Below are 18437 nucleotides of genomic sequence, written 5' to 3' on the forward strand. Positions count from 1 at the left end.
TCGGTATAGTTATGGGCTGCAAGGAGCAAAAGTAATGTCGAGAACATTTGATAGGATTTTTAAAGGCGGAACAGTTGTCAATCATGACGGAATCGGCCAAAGGGACATTGGCATTGTTGATGGGCGCATCGCCGAAATTGGCGATTTGTCGGCTTGTTCGGCTGGTGAAACGGTTGATTGCACGGGGCTTCATATTTTGCCCGGAATGATTGATAGCCAAGTGCATTTTCGTGAACCCGGTGGCGAATATAAAGAAGATCTTGAAACCGGTTCACGGTCAGCCGTATTGGGCGGTGTGACAGCAGTCTTTGAAATGCCCAATACCAATCCTTTGACAACCAGTGAAGCAGCTCTCGCCGACAAAGTGAAACGTGGCTACCACCGCATGCATTGCGACTTTGCTTTCTGGGTCGGTGGAACGCATGAAAATGCCCGCGATGTCGGTGAACTCGAACGTTTGCCCGGTGCTGCCGGTATAAAGGTTTTCATGGGGTCATCAACAGGTAATCTGCTTGTTGCCGACGATGCGGGAGTGAAAGAAATACTCAAACATACCCGCCGTCGCGCAGCATTCCATTCCGAAGACGAAGCACGGCTTAATGAACGCAAACATTTGCGTGTCGAAGGTGACCCTTCATCCCATCCGGTCTGGCGCGACGTGGAAGCAGCCCTTCATTGCACGAAGCGTCTGGTCAAAATTGCACATGAAACCGGAGCACGCATTCATGTTCTCCATGTCTCGACGGCCGAGGAAATCGAGTTTCTCAAAAATCATAAAGATGTTGCCACTCTAGAAGCAACACAGCACCATTTGACTTTGACAGCAGATGATTATGCGCGTTTGGGGACACTTATCCAGATGAACCCGCCAATCCGTGAAAGCCGCCATCGTGCCGGTATATGGTATGGTGTCAGACAAGGCATCATTGATGTTCTCGGTTCCGACCATGCGCCACACACATTGGAAGAGAAGCACAAAACCTATCCGGCATCACCTTCGGGCATGACAGGCGTTCAGACCACAGCAGCCATTATGCTCGATCACGTCAATGCCGGCAGACTTTCGCTTGAACGTTTTGTTGACCTCACCTCGCATGGCCCCAATCGTATTTTCGGTATCAGCCGCAAAGGGCGCATTGCCGCCGGTTATGATGCAGATCTGACAATTGTCGATTTGAAACGTGAAGAAGTTATTCGCAATGAACAGATCGGCTCGAAAGCCGGTTGGACACCCTATGACGGCAAGAAGGTCAAGGGGTGGCCGGTGGGAACCATTATTCGCGGAAAAACTGTCATGTGGCAGGGCGAAATTGTTACGCCATCGACCGGCGAACCGATCGAGTTTCTGGAATGTTTGCACCATACAAACTAAACGGTAATGACGATCACCACTATCGGCCTTGATGGCGATGATACACTTTGGCACAATGAAAAATCGTTTCGGGAGGCTGAACAACACTTTGTTCAGCTTCTTGAAAATTGTGCCGATAAAGAAACAATTGAAAACGTCCTTTTTTCTACAATTTCGCGTAATATCGGTCTCTACGGCTACGGTTTTAAACCATTCACACTTTCAATGATCGAGGCCGCAAACCTCATTTGCAAACGAACTATTCCCTCACATTTGATAAAAGAAATTCTCTCGCTTGGCCGGGGGATGATGGAACAGCCGGTGAAGCTCATTGATAATGTTGTCGAAACTCTCGAAACGCTCCATAAAAATTACCGCTTGCTGCTCGTAAGCAAGGGAGATCTTGTCGAACAAGCCCGCAAGTTGGCAAAATCGGGATTGGGTGATTATTTTGACAGAATTGAAATTGTCAGCCACAAAGACAAAGCTGTTTACGAGGAATTGTTGAAACGCAATGGACTCAACGCCAAAAACTTCGTAATGATAGGAAATTCATTGAAATCGGATATTTTACCGGCACTCGCGGCGAGTACCTTCGCCGTCTATATCCCTTATGAAATTACCTGGGTTCATGAAATGGCAGATGAGCCCTATAATCATGAGGGATATTTCAAAGTTGAAAAAATCGCTCTTCTTCCTCCTCTCATTCAGGCCATAAGCTCACAAAATAACGGCTTCGCGTAACGTTGAAAGTTTACCTTCGCCTGTGTGACACAGGCAATTATCAGGTTCATACAGGAAATTATCACGCGAAATTCTCAGGAGAAATCGTCAAGCTAAATTGGGAGGGCGAAATAGGCGGGCGGTCAACAAAATTGCCTAATCACCGGTGACAAAAAAACGCCACGTACCGTCCGGTGTTATGCCGATCCGGAAAAATGAGTAAGTTCCGATTTCCTTCATCTCTTCAAGATCACCGGCAGTCATAATCTGGAATAGTTCAACGAGCTGTGGCTTTGACAGCTTGTCAATCGGCAAGGCTACAAAATAGGGCCAGACATAAATTTCCTCGTCATCTTCTTCGTCAAGATGAACATAACCGGAGTTCAAGAGATCAATCATGATAGCCATGGTTTCAAGGCCATCACCATCGCCGGAAAGCTGTTTTATATAAGCAATCGGATCTTTCACATTGTCGGAAACCGAAAGCTGGGTGGGATCACTACTTGTACCCAGTAACGGTTTAAGGTTGTTGACATCACCGCTTTTTGCCGCATCAATAATTTTCTGCCGCGTCAGTTTGACAGGGGCGGGCAATTTCTCGATGTCATATTCAACCTTGGGCGGTGTATCCGTGCTTTTTACCGCTTTGCTTTTTTTGGCTTCCGGCAAAGGAATGGGATTGGCAGAATCATCGACTTTCGGAATATCTGTTTTTACTTTCACACTCTCGTCGGTCAAATCGGTCGAGGCGAGTTCAAGTGAATTTGCAACCGGCGAGCAAAATAAAACACCACCCAGGAACACGCAAAAAACAAATTTCTTCAATGATGTAAGACCTTTTATTGAATCGTTTTATGATCGCTTAATTCACCCCTTATGACTTTGTCATGCATACGGGACAATAATTTCAGTACCTGTTTTTCACTACGCGCCTGAAGCAGATATTTGAGCGCGGTATCAAATGCAGCTTCTGCGAGAATTTCCGGTTCAATTCCGTTGGAAATACCGCCCACCCACGCTTCTGATTGAAACTCGTGGGCTACATGTTTTTGCTCTTCGGCAATAATGGCCGGAAGGTCAGTATTCGATTGGCTCATCGGTGAACTCGTTATATCTGTGCTGTTCAGGAGCTTACATTACCATAAAATCTTTGTCTGTCAGTCTTAATAGTCAAAAAGGGTTAATTGCCATAACGGTTCAAAAGTTCGTGCGAAATGGCTGTTCCTTCCTTGATATAGCGCCGATCAGCAGCAACAGCAGCTTTTGTGCATGTATGATAATTGTCGGAAAAAGCACGATAGGCATTGTTGAAAGCCGCATAAAGGCGTGCACGGCGTGTCGGCGTCGGGTCTTCGGCTTTGATAAGCTCTTCCATCTTGTCGCGCCACAGAGGCGTCTTTTCACCACACAAATTGCGCAAATAATGGAGCGAGCCAAGGATTTCGGCAAGCCGCAACATTTTGGCATCATATTGGGGAACCGGTTCGGCATGAGCCGGAATGATAGACAAAAGAAAAGCAAAAATAACAAGGTGTTTCAAATACTTGTTCATTTTTCCGGACTCTTTTTGTTAGCAGGATTGAAGTTAAATCCGATTGCGATGATCTTTATAGGGCTTTTTGCGGTTTTCGGGCAATGTCAAAACGTCACTTTATAGCGGAATTGGAAAATGCTTTGAAAAATGGCCGTTTATCGGTTTTCGTTTTATTGTCTCCGGCTTTTTTGCCCGATATTATAAATCGGATATGAAAAATCTATCGGATAGGCCTTGGTCTTTTGATTCGGCGGCATATTTTGTTGTTACCTCGACTGTCGCCTGACGCGAACCGTTATTTTTCACATGATGAAAGCTCCCCTTTCTTGTGTGAAGACTATTTTGGAACTGGTGAATAAAGAAGGATTGCCATGTGTGGTCGCTACGAGCTTGCAGCCTCGAAAAACGAGGTTGCCAATGCTTTTGATGTCTGGATAGAAGAAGATTTTCCCAAGCGCTACAATATTGCGCCAACCCAACCAATTCTGGTTGTCAAAGCGCCGGAAGCCTATCGTGATCGTTTCTCGAACAAGCCTGAACATGATGCTGTTCTGGTGCGCTGGGGTTTTATTCCTTCCTGGACAAAAAATCCCGATCAATGGCCGCTGACATTCAATATACGCTCTGAAACAGTTGCGGTGAAAAAGTCTTTTACCAACGCATTGCGACATCATCGTGTGATTATTCCGGCAACCGGCTTTTATGAATGGAAAAAACAGCCCCATGGCAAGTCACAACCCTATCATGTGGCTTTCAATGATAACGCCATTATCGGTTTTGCAGGGCTTATGGAAACGTGGAGTGGTCGTGAAGGTTCGCAAATTGATACCGCGGCTATTTTGACAACCGAAGCAAAAGCACCTTTAGCGGAAATTCACCATCGTATGCCGGTTATCGTCCGCAAGAAGGATATAGAAAGATGGCTTGATTGCCGGAATTATCGTCCCGCCGACATTATGGATATTCTAAAAAACACGCCTGCCGAAGAACTTCATGTCTTCCCTGTATCCGATAAAATCAATAATGCGAATTATCACTATCGCGACGTAAAAGACAGGATAAGCATTGTCGACGAGAACAACGACACCGGTGACCGGCTTAATCATAAGGCTGAAAAACAGCAAAATGAAAAACCGGACGATCGAAAACAGGGGAAAACTTTAAAGAATAAAGACCAGCTTGATCTTTTCTAAATGCTTCACTGAGATATTTAACATTATAAGGGTAAATGCCTTGACCATTTTTTTGTGGCTTGCCACGGATCTGGTATTACCTGACAGATGAAAGATTATAGATGACCAGTTTGCATTTCTACAACACGCTCACAAGAACGAAAGAGGAATTCCATCCGATCGACGCTGACAAAGTGCGCCTTTATGTCTGCGGGCCTACGGTTTATGACTATGCCCATATCGGCAATGCACGTCCGGTTGTAGTTTTTGACGTGTTATTTCGTTTGCTGCGCCATGTCTACGGAAAAGAACATGTCATCTATGCCCGTAACATTACCGATGTCGACGATAAGATCAATGCACGTGCCGCCCGTGATTATCCCGAACTTCCGTTAAACGAAGCCATCCGTATTCTAACAGAAAAAACCAATAACCAGTTTCAGCAGGATGTGGCGGCTCTTGGCTGTCTTCCTCCGACAACCCAGCCACGTGCAACCGATAATCTTGATAATATGCGTGCGATGATCGAACGTCTGATTGAACGTGGTCATGCCTATGTTGCTGAAGATCATGTGTTGTTTTCTGTATCCAGCATGGGAGATCATCCCCGTTATGGTGCTCTTGCACGCCGGTCGCTTGATGAAATGATAGCGGGAGCCCGTGTCGATGTTGCCGCCTATAAGCGTGACGAAATGGATTTTGTTTTGTGGAAACCGTCGAAAGAGGGGGAACCGGGTTGGCCTTCTCCTGCGGGTATCAAAACCAGAGGGCGTCCGGGATGGCACATAGAATGTTCGGCTATGTCGATGGCAAAATTATTGGTTCCTTTTGGAGGCGGCCTCACATGTGATAATCCGCAAAACAATGTTTTCGATATTCACGGCGGCGGCATAGATCTGGTTTTTCCCCATCATGAAAACGAAATTGCACAAAGTTGCTCGGCCTTTGGAACAGAGCGCATGGCAAATCTGTGGATGCATAACGGCTTTCTACAGGTTGAAGGGCAAAAAATGTCCAAAAGTCTGGGCAATTTCATCACGATTCATGATGTGTTGGAAACCGCACTTAATGAAGTATCGCCACAAGTTGACGAAAAACTGCGCCACCAGTGGGTGGGCCTCAGTGCGCGCCTTTCCATGTTACAAACCCATTATCGCGAACCTTTAAACTGGACAGCACAGCGCCTTGCCGAATCAAGCAGCGAACTTTATCGCTGGTATGAATTATTGCGCCAGCAAAACGTTCGTTCCGGAGATGGTGTACCGGCAAGCGACGAGCTTGTCGAAGCTTTGGGCGAAGATCTCAATTGCTGGAGCGCCATTACCTTTTTGCGTCAATATTATAAATCGCAAAATGTTGCAGCTCTCAAATCCGGCATGGAGCTTTTGGGCTTGTTGAATGAAACATGGCTTAATGACAAAGATTGCCTGCTCTTTAACAGACAAAGCGAAATAGATAGCCAATTTGTCGAGAGCCAAATTGCCAAACGCTTGTCGTTTATAAAAGACAAAAATTGGGCAGAAGCTGACCGCATCAGAGACGAGCTTCTCAAGAAAGATATAGTGCTGAGGGACGAAAAAAATCCGCAGACAGGCGAACGCGTGACACATTGGGAAATCAAACATTAATCCCGCCAGAATTCGCCACTGGCAATGATAAAGAAGGTCTAACGTATGGATTACCTTTTTGGTTATGGCTATGTGGCGCTCAAGCTTTTCATAGGTCTTGCTGTATTTCTTCTGGTGCTGCGTACAAGCGGTAGGGGAAGTCTCAGTCAGATGACGCCGACGGATTTGATTAGCAATTTCGTGATGGGCGGTATTATCGGCGGTGTTATCTATAATCCGAAAATCACAGTTATCCAGTTATTAATTGTTTTGATTATCTGGCAATTATTGGTTATAGGATTGAATTATTTGCGTCGCCATTCGGTGTTTTTCCATAATCTTGTGGCAGGTGGTGATGTTGCACTCGTGCTTGACGGCAAATTCCAGATGGATGAGATCAAACGGCTCAACATTGATGTGAACGATTTTGCAACAATGCTTAGAATAAAAGGCTGTGCACTTCATGAAGTAGCCTTTGCCCGCCTTGAGTCCAATGGCAGTCTTTCGGTTATCCGCAAGGAAGAGGGAAAAAACGCGACACTTGTTGTAAAAAATGGAAGTATCGTTGATGGCAGCCTTGATGAAATCGGTAAAGATGAAGCCTGGCTTGAAGAGCAGTTAAAGAAGAAGAAAGTATCTCTTGATGATATTTACGCAGCCGAGTGGTATGAGGAAAAAAGCCGGAATGGCAGAACACGCACGGGACTTTTTATTGTAAAAGGTACGACCAGATAATTTTATTGAACAATTAATAAAAAGCGGGATTATTTGACAAATGTTTATGAAAAAGCTTGTTTTAAATGATAATAAGGTCTTTCCGGCCAATATTTCAGGCTTTTTGGCGGCACTCGGCGCATATGCTATTTGGGGTATTTTTCCGCTTTATATGAAAGCTGTCGCCCATATTCCGGTCATGGAAGTCGTTGTTTATCGGGTGTTGTGGTCGCTACCTATTGCGCTTGGCATTATCATTGTCATCGGGCATACGCGCGCCCTTTGGGAAGCATTGAAGAAGCCGGGAATGATGGCTATGGCTTTTCTGACGTCTGCGCTTATGACTGCCAATTGGAGCATTTACATTTGGGCAATTGGCAATAATCATGCCGTTGACGCTGCGCTGGGCTATTACATAAACCCTTTGGTAAATGTCATACTGGCGCTTATTTTCTTGCGGGAACACCTCAGTCGTTGGCAGTGGGTTGCTATTGCGCTTGCCTTTATTGCGGTTTCCATTTTGACAATAAACGCCGGTGGTCTACCGTGGATTGCGATTTTGTTACCGCTCACTTTCGGTTTTTATGCTTTTTTCAGAAAATCTCTACCTATCGGACCGACAGAAGGTTTTGCACTTGAAACATTGATTATGACGATCCCCGCATTGATCGGTTGCTTTTATTTTATTGCAACGGGAGAGGATTATTTTTTCCACGGTTCATGGAAGGATGTCGGGCTTCTCGTATTGGCCGGCCCCTTTACGGCAATTCCGTTTATCCTGTTTGCAGTCGGAGCCAAGACGCTGAATTTAACCACACTGGGCTTGATGCAATACATGACCCCGACATTTCTTTTTTTGATAGCCATTTTTGTTTTTCACGAACCGTTCTCGTCAGTGCAATTGGTTGCCTTTTCAATAATCTGGCTGGGACTGGCGATTTATACTGTATCCAGTCTGTCAGCGATCAAACATAAAAAGACAAAAGAAACGATTATCGAACTTAAAAAATAATCTGAAAAACAAGAGATCACCCCGAAACATATCAAGGCGACAGATTTCGGGAAGTTAAAGGTGAAATTCTTGTCATTGCGGGAAGAATATCGAAAGCTTTCAATGACTTACAATACGCTAAGACCCTGATTTTTTGAAAGAGCAGTGATAATTTTTTCGATATTGTCAATAACAAGAGGCTTCAATCTATGGTCGGAATGGATGAAGCCTTGTCTTGCCATATGGTCGAGAAGAGCAATCATCGGGTTATAAAAGCCATCTATATTGGCAAAAGCGATCGGCTTCATATGTCGGCCAAGCTGCGCCCACGTCATGATCTCGACAATTTCTTCCAGTGTTCCAATGCCACCGGGTAGAGCAAGAAAAGCATCCGAGCGATCGAACATCAATTGTTTGCGCTGATGCATTGTTTCAGTGACAATGAACTCGTCAAAGAGGTTATCATTTTTATTGCGGGCTTCTTTTCTGATGAGAAAATCCGGAATGATTCCGACCACTTTTCCACCATTGCTTTTTACTGATTGTGCAATTGTGCCCATAATGCCGGTTGTGCCACCGCCATATACCAGTGTAATGCCCGCTTGAGCCATAAGTTTGCCAAGTTTGCTTGCGGCGTCGACATAATCGGGATTGTTGCCCGATGAAGAACCACAATAAACGCAGATAGAATTGATTTTTGTCATAAACAGTGTTTTGCCGTTTAAAAAAAATTCCGTCAAGTGGTTACGCACACCACAGGAAAAAGATCGTCCGGACGAGTTTGGTATTCCGTTTGGGTTACAAATGGAATAGGACAGAAAAACGATTGGTCAAGTGCTCGAGAAACAGGATTGTTGATGGCATTCTTTTTGTCGATAAAAAAAATTGCCGTAACTTTGACGCTCTCATTGATGGGGGCGTTTATGTTGTTTGTCGGCATTGCATCCGCGCAAGAAGAAAAAAACGATATGCGATCAGACCAGCTTGAAAGTCCGAGTTTCGAGAGTTTCATGTTGAATGACGATAATTACGCAGTCATCCTTGGCAAAGCACCCGCAAATTCGGTGGTCGAACTTATAGACGGCGCACGAAAACTTGGCGAAACAAATGCGGATGAAAAAGGCACTTTCACGCTGACATTGCAAAAAAATCTGGGTAAAGGCCAATATCATTTTGTTTTGAGGGCAACAGACAAATCGGGAAAATCATTCACATCGGTTGAAACGGTCACGGTTATTGTTTCACATAAAGGTGCAGACGGATTGACGGCTTTTATGAACGACCCTGCCGGTTCTTCGCGATTTATTTCCAATACTCCCGCAATTATCGAACTCGGAAAAAATAACGATAAAAATTTCGACATAACAAGAATCACCTACAAAAATAGTATTTTGACAATTAGCGGGCACGCCGGAAAACAAATGCAGGTTATTGCAACGCTGGGGAATATGCGGCTAGGGAGTGGCAAAACCGACGAAGCCGGAAATTTTTCTATTCCCCGTTTTGTGACACTATTTGCCGGTGACCATGTTTTTCGTGTCGACCTCTTCAATGAGGGAGGTGAAATTGTCGGCTCACTCGTTACACCTTTTCGTATCGGCGAACGTTACCGGCCCGTTAATCAGGTCTACCGTCACGGAAAACCTGTGAGAACCATTATTGTTGAAAAAGGTGACAGTTTATCGTCTATTGCCGAAAAAGCATATGGTTCAAGCCGTTATAGCGACGCGATATATTCGGCAAATTCCGATATTTTGAAAAATCGTGACTATATCACAACCGGTCAGGAATTGGTTTTGCCCGAAATAGCCGACGTGCAAAAAACCGATGCTTCAAGTAGCCAAACCGATTTGAAAGAAAAATGACAGAACCTAATAGAGCAAAAACTGTTTCGGCCGATTCAGGAAATACGTTTCGTACGATCCTCAATCTTTGGCCTTATATGTGGCCATCCGATCGGCCGGACTTGAAGCTGCGTGTGTTATGGGCAGTCCTATATCTCGTATTGTCAAAACTGGTTCTGATCTCGGTTCCGTATTTTTTCAAATATGCCACAAATGCTCTGAATGTTGATTATACACCACCTTCCTGGCTTCCGGCTATCTTTGCCGCACCTTTCATGATGGTTCTTGCCTATAATGTGGCACGAATTTTACAGGCCGGACTAAACCAGTTACGCGACGCTTTGTTTGCCACAGTCGGCCAACATGCTGTCAGAAGACTTGCCTATCAGACTTTCGTTCATATGCATGAATTGTCTTTAAGATTTCATCTTGAAAGGCGAACCGGCGGGCTATCACGAGTGATAGAACGCGGCACGAAAGGCATAGAAGCAATTGTCCGCTTTTCCATATTGAATACAGCACCGACCGTACTTGAATTCGCGCTCACTGCGCTGGTGGTCTATATCAGTTATGGCTGGCATTATATGAGCGTCGTTGCTGTAACTGTCGGGCTTTATACGTGGTTTACAATCAAGGCTAGCAATTGGCGCATTTCAATTCGCCGTGAGATGAACGAATCCGATACCGAAGCAAATACAAGGGCAATCGATTCGCTTTTGAATTACGAGACGGTGAAATATTTCGGCAATGAAGACCTTGAGGCAAAACGTTTTGATAGCTCCATGGCCGGTTATGAAAAGGCTGCTATCAAAACGTGGATTTCACTGGGGTGGCTCAATTTCGGTCAGGCCGTCATATTCGGTGCAGGTATGGCGGTGATGATGCTGATGTCGGCATATGAAGTGATGCATGGCACACACACGCTCGGCGATTTTGTTTTCATCAATGCGCTGCTCATGCAACTTTCGATACCGCTTAATTTCATCGGTTCGATTTATCGGGAAGTTCGCCAAGGTTTGACAGATATTGAAGCCATGTTCGATCTTCTGGATGTCAAACAGGAAGTTACCGACGCTCCCGATGCCAAACCGCTTATTGTTAAAGAAGGCGAAATCCGCTTCAACCATGTCGAATTTTCTTACGATACAAACCGGCAAATTCTTAAAGATATAGATTTTTCTGTACCGGCGGGAAAAACTGTTGCCATAGTCGGCCCTTCGGGGGCAGGAAAATCGACGATTTCAAGGCTGTTATTCCGTTTTTACGACGTTCAAAAAGGCTCGATTACGATTGACGGGCAGGATATACGTTCTGTAACGCAAAAAAGTTTGCGTCAAGCGATTGGCATGGTACCACAAGACACAGTGCTTTTTAATGATACGATTGCCTATAATATCCGTTACGGCCGTCCGGACGCTTCTGACGAGGAAGTGAAAAAAGCGGCCGATATGGCGCAAATCGGCGATTTTATCGCGCAATTGCCAGATGGTTACCAGTCAATGGTCGGCGAACGCGGGCTGAAGCTTTCAGGTGGTGAAAAACAGCGTGTTGCGATTGCCCGCACAATTTTGAAAGCTCCACCTATCCTCATTCTTGATGAGGCAACCTCGGCTCTTGATACAGCTACGGAACTCGAAATCCAGCACGCGCTTGATGTTGTAAGTCGTGGGCGTACAACTTTGGTGGTGGCTCACAGACTTTCGACAATTATCGGAGCCGACGAAATTCTGGTGTTAAAAGGCGGGCGGATTATTGAACGCGGCAAACATGAAGAATTGCTCGCCAAAGATGGCCTTTATGCTTCAATGTGGCACAAACAGCTTGAAGCTTCCAAGGCAGAAGAGCAATTGCGCAAAATTCGCGAGGAAGATGAGTTGGGCATTATCTCCCATCATTGACAACTATCTTGCAGATGAAGATGAAACAAACTATCGCTTTTTTCACGTTGATTGGATAAACAGGAACCGGCTTCGTGTCGAACGGGCAGGTGCGGTGTAAGATAAATGGGGAATACACGTATGAGCATTGTAAGATCGGTTCGTAACGGTTTTGCACCCATCCATAAGGAAGGGTACCCGTTTATCGTCGGTTTTTTCATTTTGTCGCTCGTTCTGGGGTGGATATGGGATCCACTTTTCTGGTTCGGGCTGGTTCTCACTATTTGGTGTATCTATTTTTTCCGTGATCCGGAGCGTGTTACGCCGATTGATATGAACCTTGTTATGAGTCCAGCTGACGGTCGCATTTCATTTGTCGGTTTGTTTGTTCCGCCTAGGGAACTTGGTCTAGGCAACAATGAAATGATGCGCGTTTCGGTGTTCATGGATATATTTTCATGTCATATCAATCGCATACCGATGGATGGTGTGGTAAAATCCATTGTGTACCGGCCGGGAAAATTCGGCAATGCAGAGCTAGACAAGGCAAGCGACCATAATGAGAGAAACAGTCTCGTCATTGAAACAGCTCATGGTGAAATCGGTGTCGTACAAGTGGCTGGTCTTGTTGCCCGCCGCATAGTATGCTGGTCGAAGGAAAATGAACCTGTGGTCGCAGGCAAACGGTTCGGCCTTATCCGCTTCGGTTCAAGACTTGATGTTTATCTGCCTGCTCATGTAAAATTGCGGGTGGCGATCGGCCAGAAGGCTATCGCCGGTGAAACTGTTTTCGCTTCGTTTGATAAGAGCGCGACCATAACAGACTTTAGACTGGATTAGATTTTAATGGAGAGTTCTTCGCCTTTTTCTTCGTTCGATCCGGAGGGACACAAAAATGATGATGCGAAGCCGCGTCGGTCAATTTCGATACGCTTTGTCCTTCCCAATGTCATTACCATTCTGGCAATATGTGCGGGCGTGAGCAGTATCAGGCTCGCTTTTGAACACCGTTTTGAAACGGCTATTTTAATGGTTTTGCTTGCCGCTGTCCTCGATGGTGTCGACGGGCGGTTGGCGCGCCTCATGGGCGGTGGTTCTTCATTCGGTGCGCAAATGGATTCCTTGGCCGATGTTGTGAACTTCGGTGTTGCTCCGGCTTTGATTGTCTATTCTTTTCTTCTCAATCAGGCTCATCAGGTTGGCTGGATAGCCGCGCTCGTTTACTGTATTGCCTGTTGTTTGCGGCTTGCCCGTTTCAACGTGATGATTGATAACAAACACATTCCACGCTGGCAGCGGGAATATTTTGTAGGTGTTCCGGCACCGGCGGGTGCGTTATTGGTATTGCTGCCAATTTATCTCGGATGTCTTGGCCTCGAACCGGGTGCGGGCTGGGCTTTGGTTTTCAGCCTTTATACAGTTGTTATCGCTTTTCTGCTTATCAGCCGTCTGCCGGTCTGGAACGGGAAAACAGTCGGTCAGCAATTGCGTCGCGACGTGGTCATACCCGGTATGCTGGTTGTCGTGATCTATGTCGGTTTTCTTGCCACTTACACCTGGCAGGTGCTTCTTGTTACCGCAATCGGTTACATGGTGTTTTTGCCATTCAGCTTGATGGCCTATCAAAAACGTTCGGTTCGTGAAGCTCAAAAAATAAAAGACGGCGTTGCAGCAGCCGATGAAAAAGAATCGGAAGACAAAGATTAAATCTCCGATTGGAACTCCGGTCTTTGGGTGGGTATTCGCATAGTGAATTCTTGCGGCTTGCTGTTCCGATTGAATTGGTGTTCCTATAGAACAAGCTCACAAATCCGAAATCTGGAAAAACCGACTTTCAGTCTTGAAAAGCTTTATTGGCGTTTTTAGACATTTTTCGGAACTTGCGCGGAATCTTCCGGCTGTTAAAATTCATATGACCGGATTGTTACCGGCCGGAATTTTGGCGATTGTCACAAAATGTTCTGGCAATGGTGCGCGGTCTCAACGGCCGCAATTGCGGGAGTTATAAAGTGCATGGGTAATAAAGATAACCCCCATTTTTTCGTAAAGTTCTTTCTGCCGGAGAAAAATGCATTGCGCAATCTGCGTCATTCACAAACGCAGATAGAGCGGTAAAAGACAATTATTGAAAAATCGTACGGACTTTTCCTGCCGTTTATCCGGTTTTTCCTAATCAGGAACGTGATAGGTTAGAAAACGATTTTTACGGGCATCGAAAAACTGTCCGGTCTCTTCCAGATCAGGGGAAGCCAGTTGAACAATTTTGGCTGCAATTTCTTCGGCTGAAGGCAATGTGTTCGGGTCTTCGCCTGGCATAGCCTGTGCACGCATAGCGGTACGTGTGGCTCCCGGACTTGCAATATTCACCTTTACGAATGTGTTTTTCAATTCATCGGCCCAACAGCGCCCTAACACCTCGAAGGCAGCCTTGGAAGCGGCATAAGGCCCCCAAAAAGCCCGTGGTTTATGAACGACACCGGAGGAAAATAGAATTGCACGGGCGCAATCCGACTTTCTCAACAGCGGCTCTACGGCGCGGATCAAGCGCCATTGGCTGATAACATTGATTTCAAATACGTCTTCAAATGTTTTGGCTTCGACATGTGCAACCGGTGAAATAGATCCCAAAACACCGGCATTGGCAACCAGCACATCAAGTTTATGCCAACGTTCGTTAATCTCGTTTCCCAACCGGTCGATCGCTGCCATATCATGAAGATCAAGAGGTACCAATGTTGTAGAAGAACCGGCCTTCCTGATTTGGTCATCAAGTTCTTCCAAGCCACCAACAGTTCGCGCAACGGCAATGATATGGGCACCGCGTTTTGCAAGTTCCAAAGCGAGATGGTAACCGATACCGCGTGAAGCACCGGTTACAAGAGCAACACGCCCTTTAAGGTCGAATGATTGATTTTTTTCCATTATCATCCACAATTCAAAACAGAAAGCTTATGAACATTATCGGCATTTTCCTGATCGACAAGGCGGGTCGGGTAATCGCCGGTAAAATAATGGTCGGTAAATTGCGGATCGGCATTGTTTCTGACTTCACCGCCTACCGCCATATAAAGCCCGTCAAGCGACAAAAATTGTAATGAATCGGCGCCGATAAATTCACACATGGATTTAAGATCGGGATATTGGTTGGCAAGGAGTTTTGCAGCTTCCGGCGTATCAATACCGTAAAAATCAGGATAAAAGATCATCGGGCTTGCGACGCGTATGTGCACTTCTTTAGCTCCCGCCTCGCGCAGCATTTGCACAATTTTAATGGATGTTGTGCCGCGTACGATTGAGTCATCAATCAGCACAACGCGTTTTCCTTCAATAACAGGGCGGTTGGCCGAGTGTTTGAGTTTTACACCGAAAGCGCGGATTTGTTGTGTGGGTTCAATAAAAGTCCGGCCTACATAGTGGTTACGAATAATACCAAGCTCGAAAGGAATGCCGCTTTGTTGCGCATAACCGATTGCAGCCGGTGTGCCGCCATCGGGAACCGGAACAACCACATCACCCTCACACGGGGCTTCTTTGGCAAGATAAATGCCCATATTCTTGCGGGCATTATAAACGCTGCGTCCACCAATAATTGAATCCGGACGGGCAAAATAGACATATTCAAACAGGCAAAGTTTTTCCGGTTTACGATCTTTCGGTTTGATTGTGTTAATTGTGATTTCGCCATTTTTTTGCAACTGGCAAATAATCACTTCGCCGTTCTCGACATCACGAATATATTTTGCCCCGATAATATCGAGAGCACAGGTTTCCGAACAGAAAATCGGCTTGCCATCGAGTTCACCCATAACAAGCGGTCGAATGCCAACGGGATCACGGGCGGCAATGAGCTTCGAGCGGGTCAAGGCGATCATGGCAAAACCACCCTCGATCTGGCGTATAGCGTCGACGAAACGTTCGGATGATTTTGCGTGACGCGAGCGGGCGATGAGGTGAAGGACCACTTCCGAATCGGATGTCGACTGGCAGATAGCTCCCGATGCAATGAGTTGACGGCGGATTGTGAGCCCATTGGTAAGGTTGCCATTATGGGCAATGGCAATGCCGCCCACCTCAAGTTCGGCAAAGAGCGGCTGGACGTTGCGCAATGCTGTTTCACCTGTCGTTGAATAGCGTGTATGGCCGATTGCGCGGTCTCCGGGAAGGTTCGCCAATGTTTTCGGGTTGGTGTAATGGTCCCCGACAAGTCCCATATGTTTTTCCTGATGAAATACGGTTCCATCATAAGAAACGATACCGGCAGCTTCCTGACCACGATGTTGCAAGGCGTGGAGGCCCAGAGCTGTCAATGTTGCCGCATCATTATGTCCGAGAATTCCGAAAACGCCGCATTCTTCATGCAAACTATCGTCATCGAAAGAAAAATCGGGTTCACAAAAGACCTCTTTTGCCATTTTCACCATCCCGTAGAGAATTAAATAATATTAGCTATTAAAACATGTAATATAGGCAAAAATGGGCGGCATATAGGCCACCCATTTTAATTCAATCACCCGGTTGTGCCGGATTTTCTCCGACGCTATTGTCGGTATTTGACGGTTCATCTTTTTTCAACACAGTTGAAGCCTTGTCGAAAATCCAGTCCGGATCCTTCGGTAATAAATCCCAAATCTGGTTACTCAAAGAATCAAGCATGGGCTTGGTTTTAGCATCTTTCAGCCAAGGTGCCTGATCTTCCGGTTTGATAAGCTGGTTAATGAGCAACATGGCGATGACCATAATGAAAAGCCCGCGAACAACGCCGAAAATAAATCCTACGGTGCGATCCAGTGCACCGATTCGGCTATCTATAATAATATCCGCAATTTTCATTGTAATGATGGAAACAATGATAAAAACAACGACAAAAATGATTGCCAGACTCGCAATAAGCGCGATTGTTTTGTTGGAAAGGTAAGATTCCACAAAGGGCAGGAGGTTTTTATAAAGAAGCACCGCCGCAACGGCAGCAATGACCCATGATGCCAAAGATAAAACTTCACGCGAAAAGCCGCGTACCATGGCCAGAAAGGCTGAAAACAGGATTACTGCAATAACCAGGCCATCAAGGGCTGTCATGAACATCAGGCTTGTCCTTAAGTTCGCTTCGATCGGCAAAATATAATGACAGTGTCGTCAATTACGTCTTCAATGCCAGTTTGGAAAACCAATATCAATATTTCCCTTTATTTAAAAGTGGTAAGCCCGCTTTTTGTCCACAAAGTCAATTCTGTGTCGGGGGCGAGGCACGCCTTTTTCCGGAAGCAATTGCTGCAACAAGTTCGGGCAAGTCGCCAAAGCTTCTCTGCCTGAAAGACGGCGATTTGATGGTCTCGCTCGTACCCGATGGCAAAATTGCGCCTTTAAATCCGAGTTTTTCAGCTTCCTTCAATCTTTGTCCGGAATGGGAAACGGCACGCACTGCTCCCGACAAACTGACTTCGCCGAAAAAGACATAGTTTTGAGGTAGCGCTATTCCGGCAAGAGAAGAAACAAGAGCTGCCGCAACTGCAAGATCGGCGGCAGGTTCGGAAATGCGGTAACCGCCAGCAACATTGAGATAAACATCATGTTGCCCGAAACGGACACCGCAATGGGCTTCAAGAACTGCAAGAATCATGGAAAGCCGGTTGCTGTCCCATCCAACAACTGCGCGTCTTGGCGTACCAAGGGAAGTTGGCGCAACCAGAGCCTGTATTTCAACAAGGATAGGCCTTGTCCCCTCCATGCCCGCAAAAACCGCCGCACCGGGCGCATTGCTGTTGCGTTCTCCAAGAAATAGTTCGGATGGATTATTGACTTCCCGCAAGCCATGATCCGACATTTCAAAAACACCGATTTCATCAGTCGGGCCGAAGCGGTTTTTCACGGTTCTTAAAATTCTGTACTGGTGTCCGCCTTCACCCTCGAAATAAAGCACCGCGTCAACCATATGTTCGACAACGCGCGGACCCGCTATTTGCCCGTCTTTTGTGACATGACCAACAAGGACAACTGCTGCCCCCGTTTTTTTTGCAAAGCGTATCATTGCCTGTGCACCGGTTCTCACCTGCGTTACTGTTCCCGGAGAAGAATCGACCGCCTCGGACCAAAGCGTCTGTATAGAATCGATGATGACGAGATCAGGCTTTTTGGCATTTGTGAGCGTTGCAAGAATATCTTCGACATTGGTTTCGGCAGCAAGCTCCACAGTTGTGTTGGCAGCGCCCAAACGTTGTGCACGCAAGCGTATCTGCGCCACCGCTTCTTCACCGGAAACATAGATAACATGACACCCTTGACGGGCAAGCGCTGCTGCGGCTTGCGTTAAAAGTGTCGATTTTCCAATTCCCGGATCACCGCCTACAAGAAGTGCCGAGCCTCTCACAAAACCGCCACCTGTCACACGATCAAGTTCGGCGATTCCCGATTTTATCCGCGGTGCGTCTTCAATAGAGCCGGAAAGCGAAGTGAGGGCAACGACGCGCCCTTTACGGCTGCTTTTGGCAGGCCCGCCGCCAATGCCACCGCTCGTTCCTTCTTCGACAATGGTGTTCCATTCGCCACAGGCCTCGCATTTTCCCGCCCACCGGGAATAGACCGTGCCGCAATTTTGACAGACAAACTGGGTGCGTGTTTTTGCCATAG

Annotated in this window: 18 protein-coding genes; 10 read left to right on the forward strand and 8 right to left on the reverse strand. The window is 46.3% G+C overall.

Going from position 1 to position 18437, the window contains the following annotated elements:
• Positions 1–34: 34 nt before the first annotated feature.
• Together GQS64_RS05455 and GQS64_RS05460 are read left to right on the forward strand one after the other, a co-directional pair.
• The gene (locus GQS64_RS05455) at positions 35–1372 is read left to right on the forward strand and encodes a dihydroorotase (RefSeq protein WP_198230923.1); all 1338 of its coding nucleotides are present in this window, start codon (positions 35–37) and stop codon (positions 1370–1372) included.
• 6 nt (positions 1373–1378) lie between these two features.
• Entirely contained in the window at positions 1379–2095 is a 717-nt protein-coding gene (locus GQS64_RS05460; protein WP_198230924.1) for an HAD family hydrolase, read from the forward strand.
• A 135-nt stretch (positions 2096–2230) separates the two neighbouring features.
• Here GQS64_RS05460 and GQS64_RS05465 read toward each other — a convergent pair whose 3' ends face one another.
• From GQS64_RS05465 to GQS64_RS05475, 3 genes are all read right to left on the reverse strand, one after another.
• Entirely contained in the window at positions 2231–2899 is a 669-nt protein-coding gene (locus tag GQS64_RS05465; RefSeq protein ID WP_246798513.1) for a hypothetical protein, read from the reverse strand.
• A 14-nt stretch (positions 2900–2913) separates the two neighbouring features.
• Complete coding sequence (locus GQS64_RS05470) at positions 2914–3171, reverse strand: hypothetical protein (protein ID WP_077991680.1); 258 nt, start codon at positions 3169–3171, stop codon at positions 2914–2916.
• Positions 3172–3254: 83 nt separating this feature from the next.
• Positions 3255–3626, reverse strand: coding sequence for a TIGR02301 family protein (locus tag GQS64_RS05475; protein WP_198230925.1), 372 nt, complete (start codon positions 3624–3626; stop codon positions 3255–3257).
• 353 nt (positions 3627–3979) lie between these two features.
• On the opposite strand from GQS64_RS05475, the gene GQS64_RS05480 reads away from it, so the two are divergent.
• From GQS64_RS05480 to rarD, 4 genes are all read left to right on the forward strand, one after another.
• Complete coding sequence (locus GQS64_RS05480; protein ID WP_198230926.1) at positions 3980–4801, forward strand: SOS response-associated peptidase; 822 nt, start codon at positions 3980–3982, stop codon at positions 4799–4801.
• Positions 4802–4902: 101 nt separating this feature from the next.
• Entirely contained in the window at positions 4903–6408 is a 1506-nt protein-coding gene (gene cysS, locus GQS64_RS05485; RefSeq protein WP_198230927.1) for a cysteine--tRNA ligase, read from the forward strand.
• A gap of 45 nt (positions 6409–6453) precedes the next feature.
• Entirely contained in the window at positions 6454–7122 is a 669-nt protein-coding gene (locus GQS64_RS05490; RefSeq protein WP_198230928.1) for a DUF421 domain-containing protein, read from the forward strand.
• A 40-nt stretch (positions 7123–7162) separates the two neighbouring features.
• Positions 7163–8113, forward strand: a complete 951-nt coding sequence (rarD, locus tag GQS64_RS05495; RefSeq protein WP_369805226.1) for an EamA family transporter RarD — start codon at positions 7163–7165, stop codon at positions 8111–8113.
• Between the two features lie 107 nt (positions 8114–8220).
• Here the strand turns inward: rarD and GQS64_RS05500 are convergent, their stop codons facing one another.
• A complete protein-coding gene (locus tag GQS64_RS05500; protein ID WP_198230929.1) occupies positions 8221–8796 on the reverse strand; it encodes a TIGR00730 family Rossman fold protein in 576 nt (191 codons plus the stop codon).
• 153 nt (positions 8797–8949) lie between these two features.
• On the opposite strand from GQS64_RS05500, the gene GQS64_RS05505 reads away from it, so the two are divergent.
• The 4 genes from GQS64_RS05505 to pssA all read left to right on the forward strand — a co-directional run bounded on the left by GQS64_RS05505 (position 8950) and on the right by pssA (position 13520).
• Positions 8950–9957 carry an Ig-like domain-containing protein gene (locus GQS64_RS05505; RefSeq protein ID WP_198230930.1) on the forward strand — a complete coding sequence of 336 codons (1008 nt, stop codon included), beginning with the start codon at positions 8950–8952 and terminating at the stop codon, positions 9955–9957.
• Positions 9954–11834 carry an ABCB family ABC transporter ATP-binding protein/permease gene (locus GQS64_RS05510; protein ID WP_198230931.1) on the forward strand — a complete coding sequence of 627 codons (1881 nt, stop codon included), beginning with the start codon at positions 9954–9956 and terminating at the stop codon, positions 11832–11834. Before GQS64_RS05505 ends, GQS64_RS05510 begins: the two co-directional genes overlap by 4 nt.
• A 120-nt stretch (positions 11835–11954) precedes the next feature.
• On the forward strand, positions 11955–12653 hold the full coding sequence (locus GQS64_RS05515) for a phosphatidylserine decarboxylase (protein ID WP_077991696.1): 699 nt from the start codon (positions 11955–11957) through the stop codon (positions 12651–12653).
• 6 nt (positions 12654–12659) lie between these two features.
• Positions 12660–13520, forward strand: a complete 861-nt coding sequence (pssA, locus tag GQS64_RS05520; RefSeq protein WP_077991697.1) for a CDP-diacylglycerol--serine O-phosphatidyltransferase — start codon at positions 12660–12662, stop codon at positions 13518–13520.
• 462 nt (positions 13521–13982) lie between these two features.
• Here pssA and GQS64_RS05525 read toward each other — a convergent pair whose 3' ends face one another.
• From GQS64_RS05525 to radA, 4 genes are all read right to left on the reverse strand, one after another.
• On the reverse strand, positions 13983–14735 hold the full coding sequence (locus GQS64_RS05525; protein WP_198230932.1) for an SDR family NAD(P)-dependent oxidoreductase: 753 nt from the start codon (positions 14733–14735) through the stop codon (positions 13983–13985).
• Positions 14736–14737: 2 nt separating this feature from the next.
• Entirely contained in the window at positions 14738–16225 is a 1488-nt protein-coding gene (gene purF / locus GQS64_RS05530) for an amidophosphoribosyltransferase (RefSeq protein ID WP_369805227.1), read from the reverse strand.
• 91 nt (positions 16226–16316) lie between these two features.
• Positions 16317–16895: a CvpA family protein gene (locus tag GQS64_RS05535; protein WP_198230933.1), complete on the reverse strand. Its 579-nt coding sequence runs from the start codon at positions 16893–16895 to the stop codon at positions 16317–16319.
• A 139-nt stretch (positions 16896–17034) separates the two neighbouring features.
• The gene (gene radA / locus GQS64_RS05540) at positions 17035–18435 is read right to left on the reverse strand and encodes a DNA repair protein RadA (protein ID WP_198230934.1); all 1401 of its coding nucleotides are present in this window, start codon (positions 18433–18435) and stop codon (positions 17035–17037) included.
• Positions 18436–18437 lie beyond the last annotated feature (2 nt).

Source organism: Bartonella sp. P0282, from assembly GCF_048452985.1.
Taxonomy (GTDB): Bacteria; Pseudomonadota; Alphaproteobacteria; order Rhizobiales; family Rhizobiaceae; genus Bartonella; species Bartonella choladocola.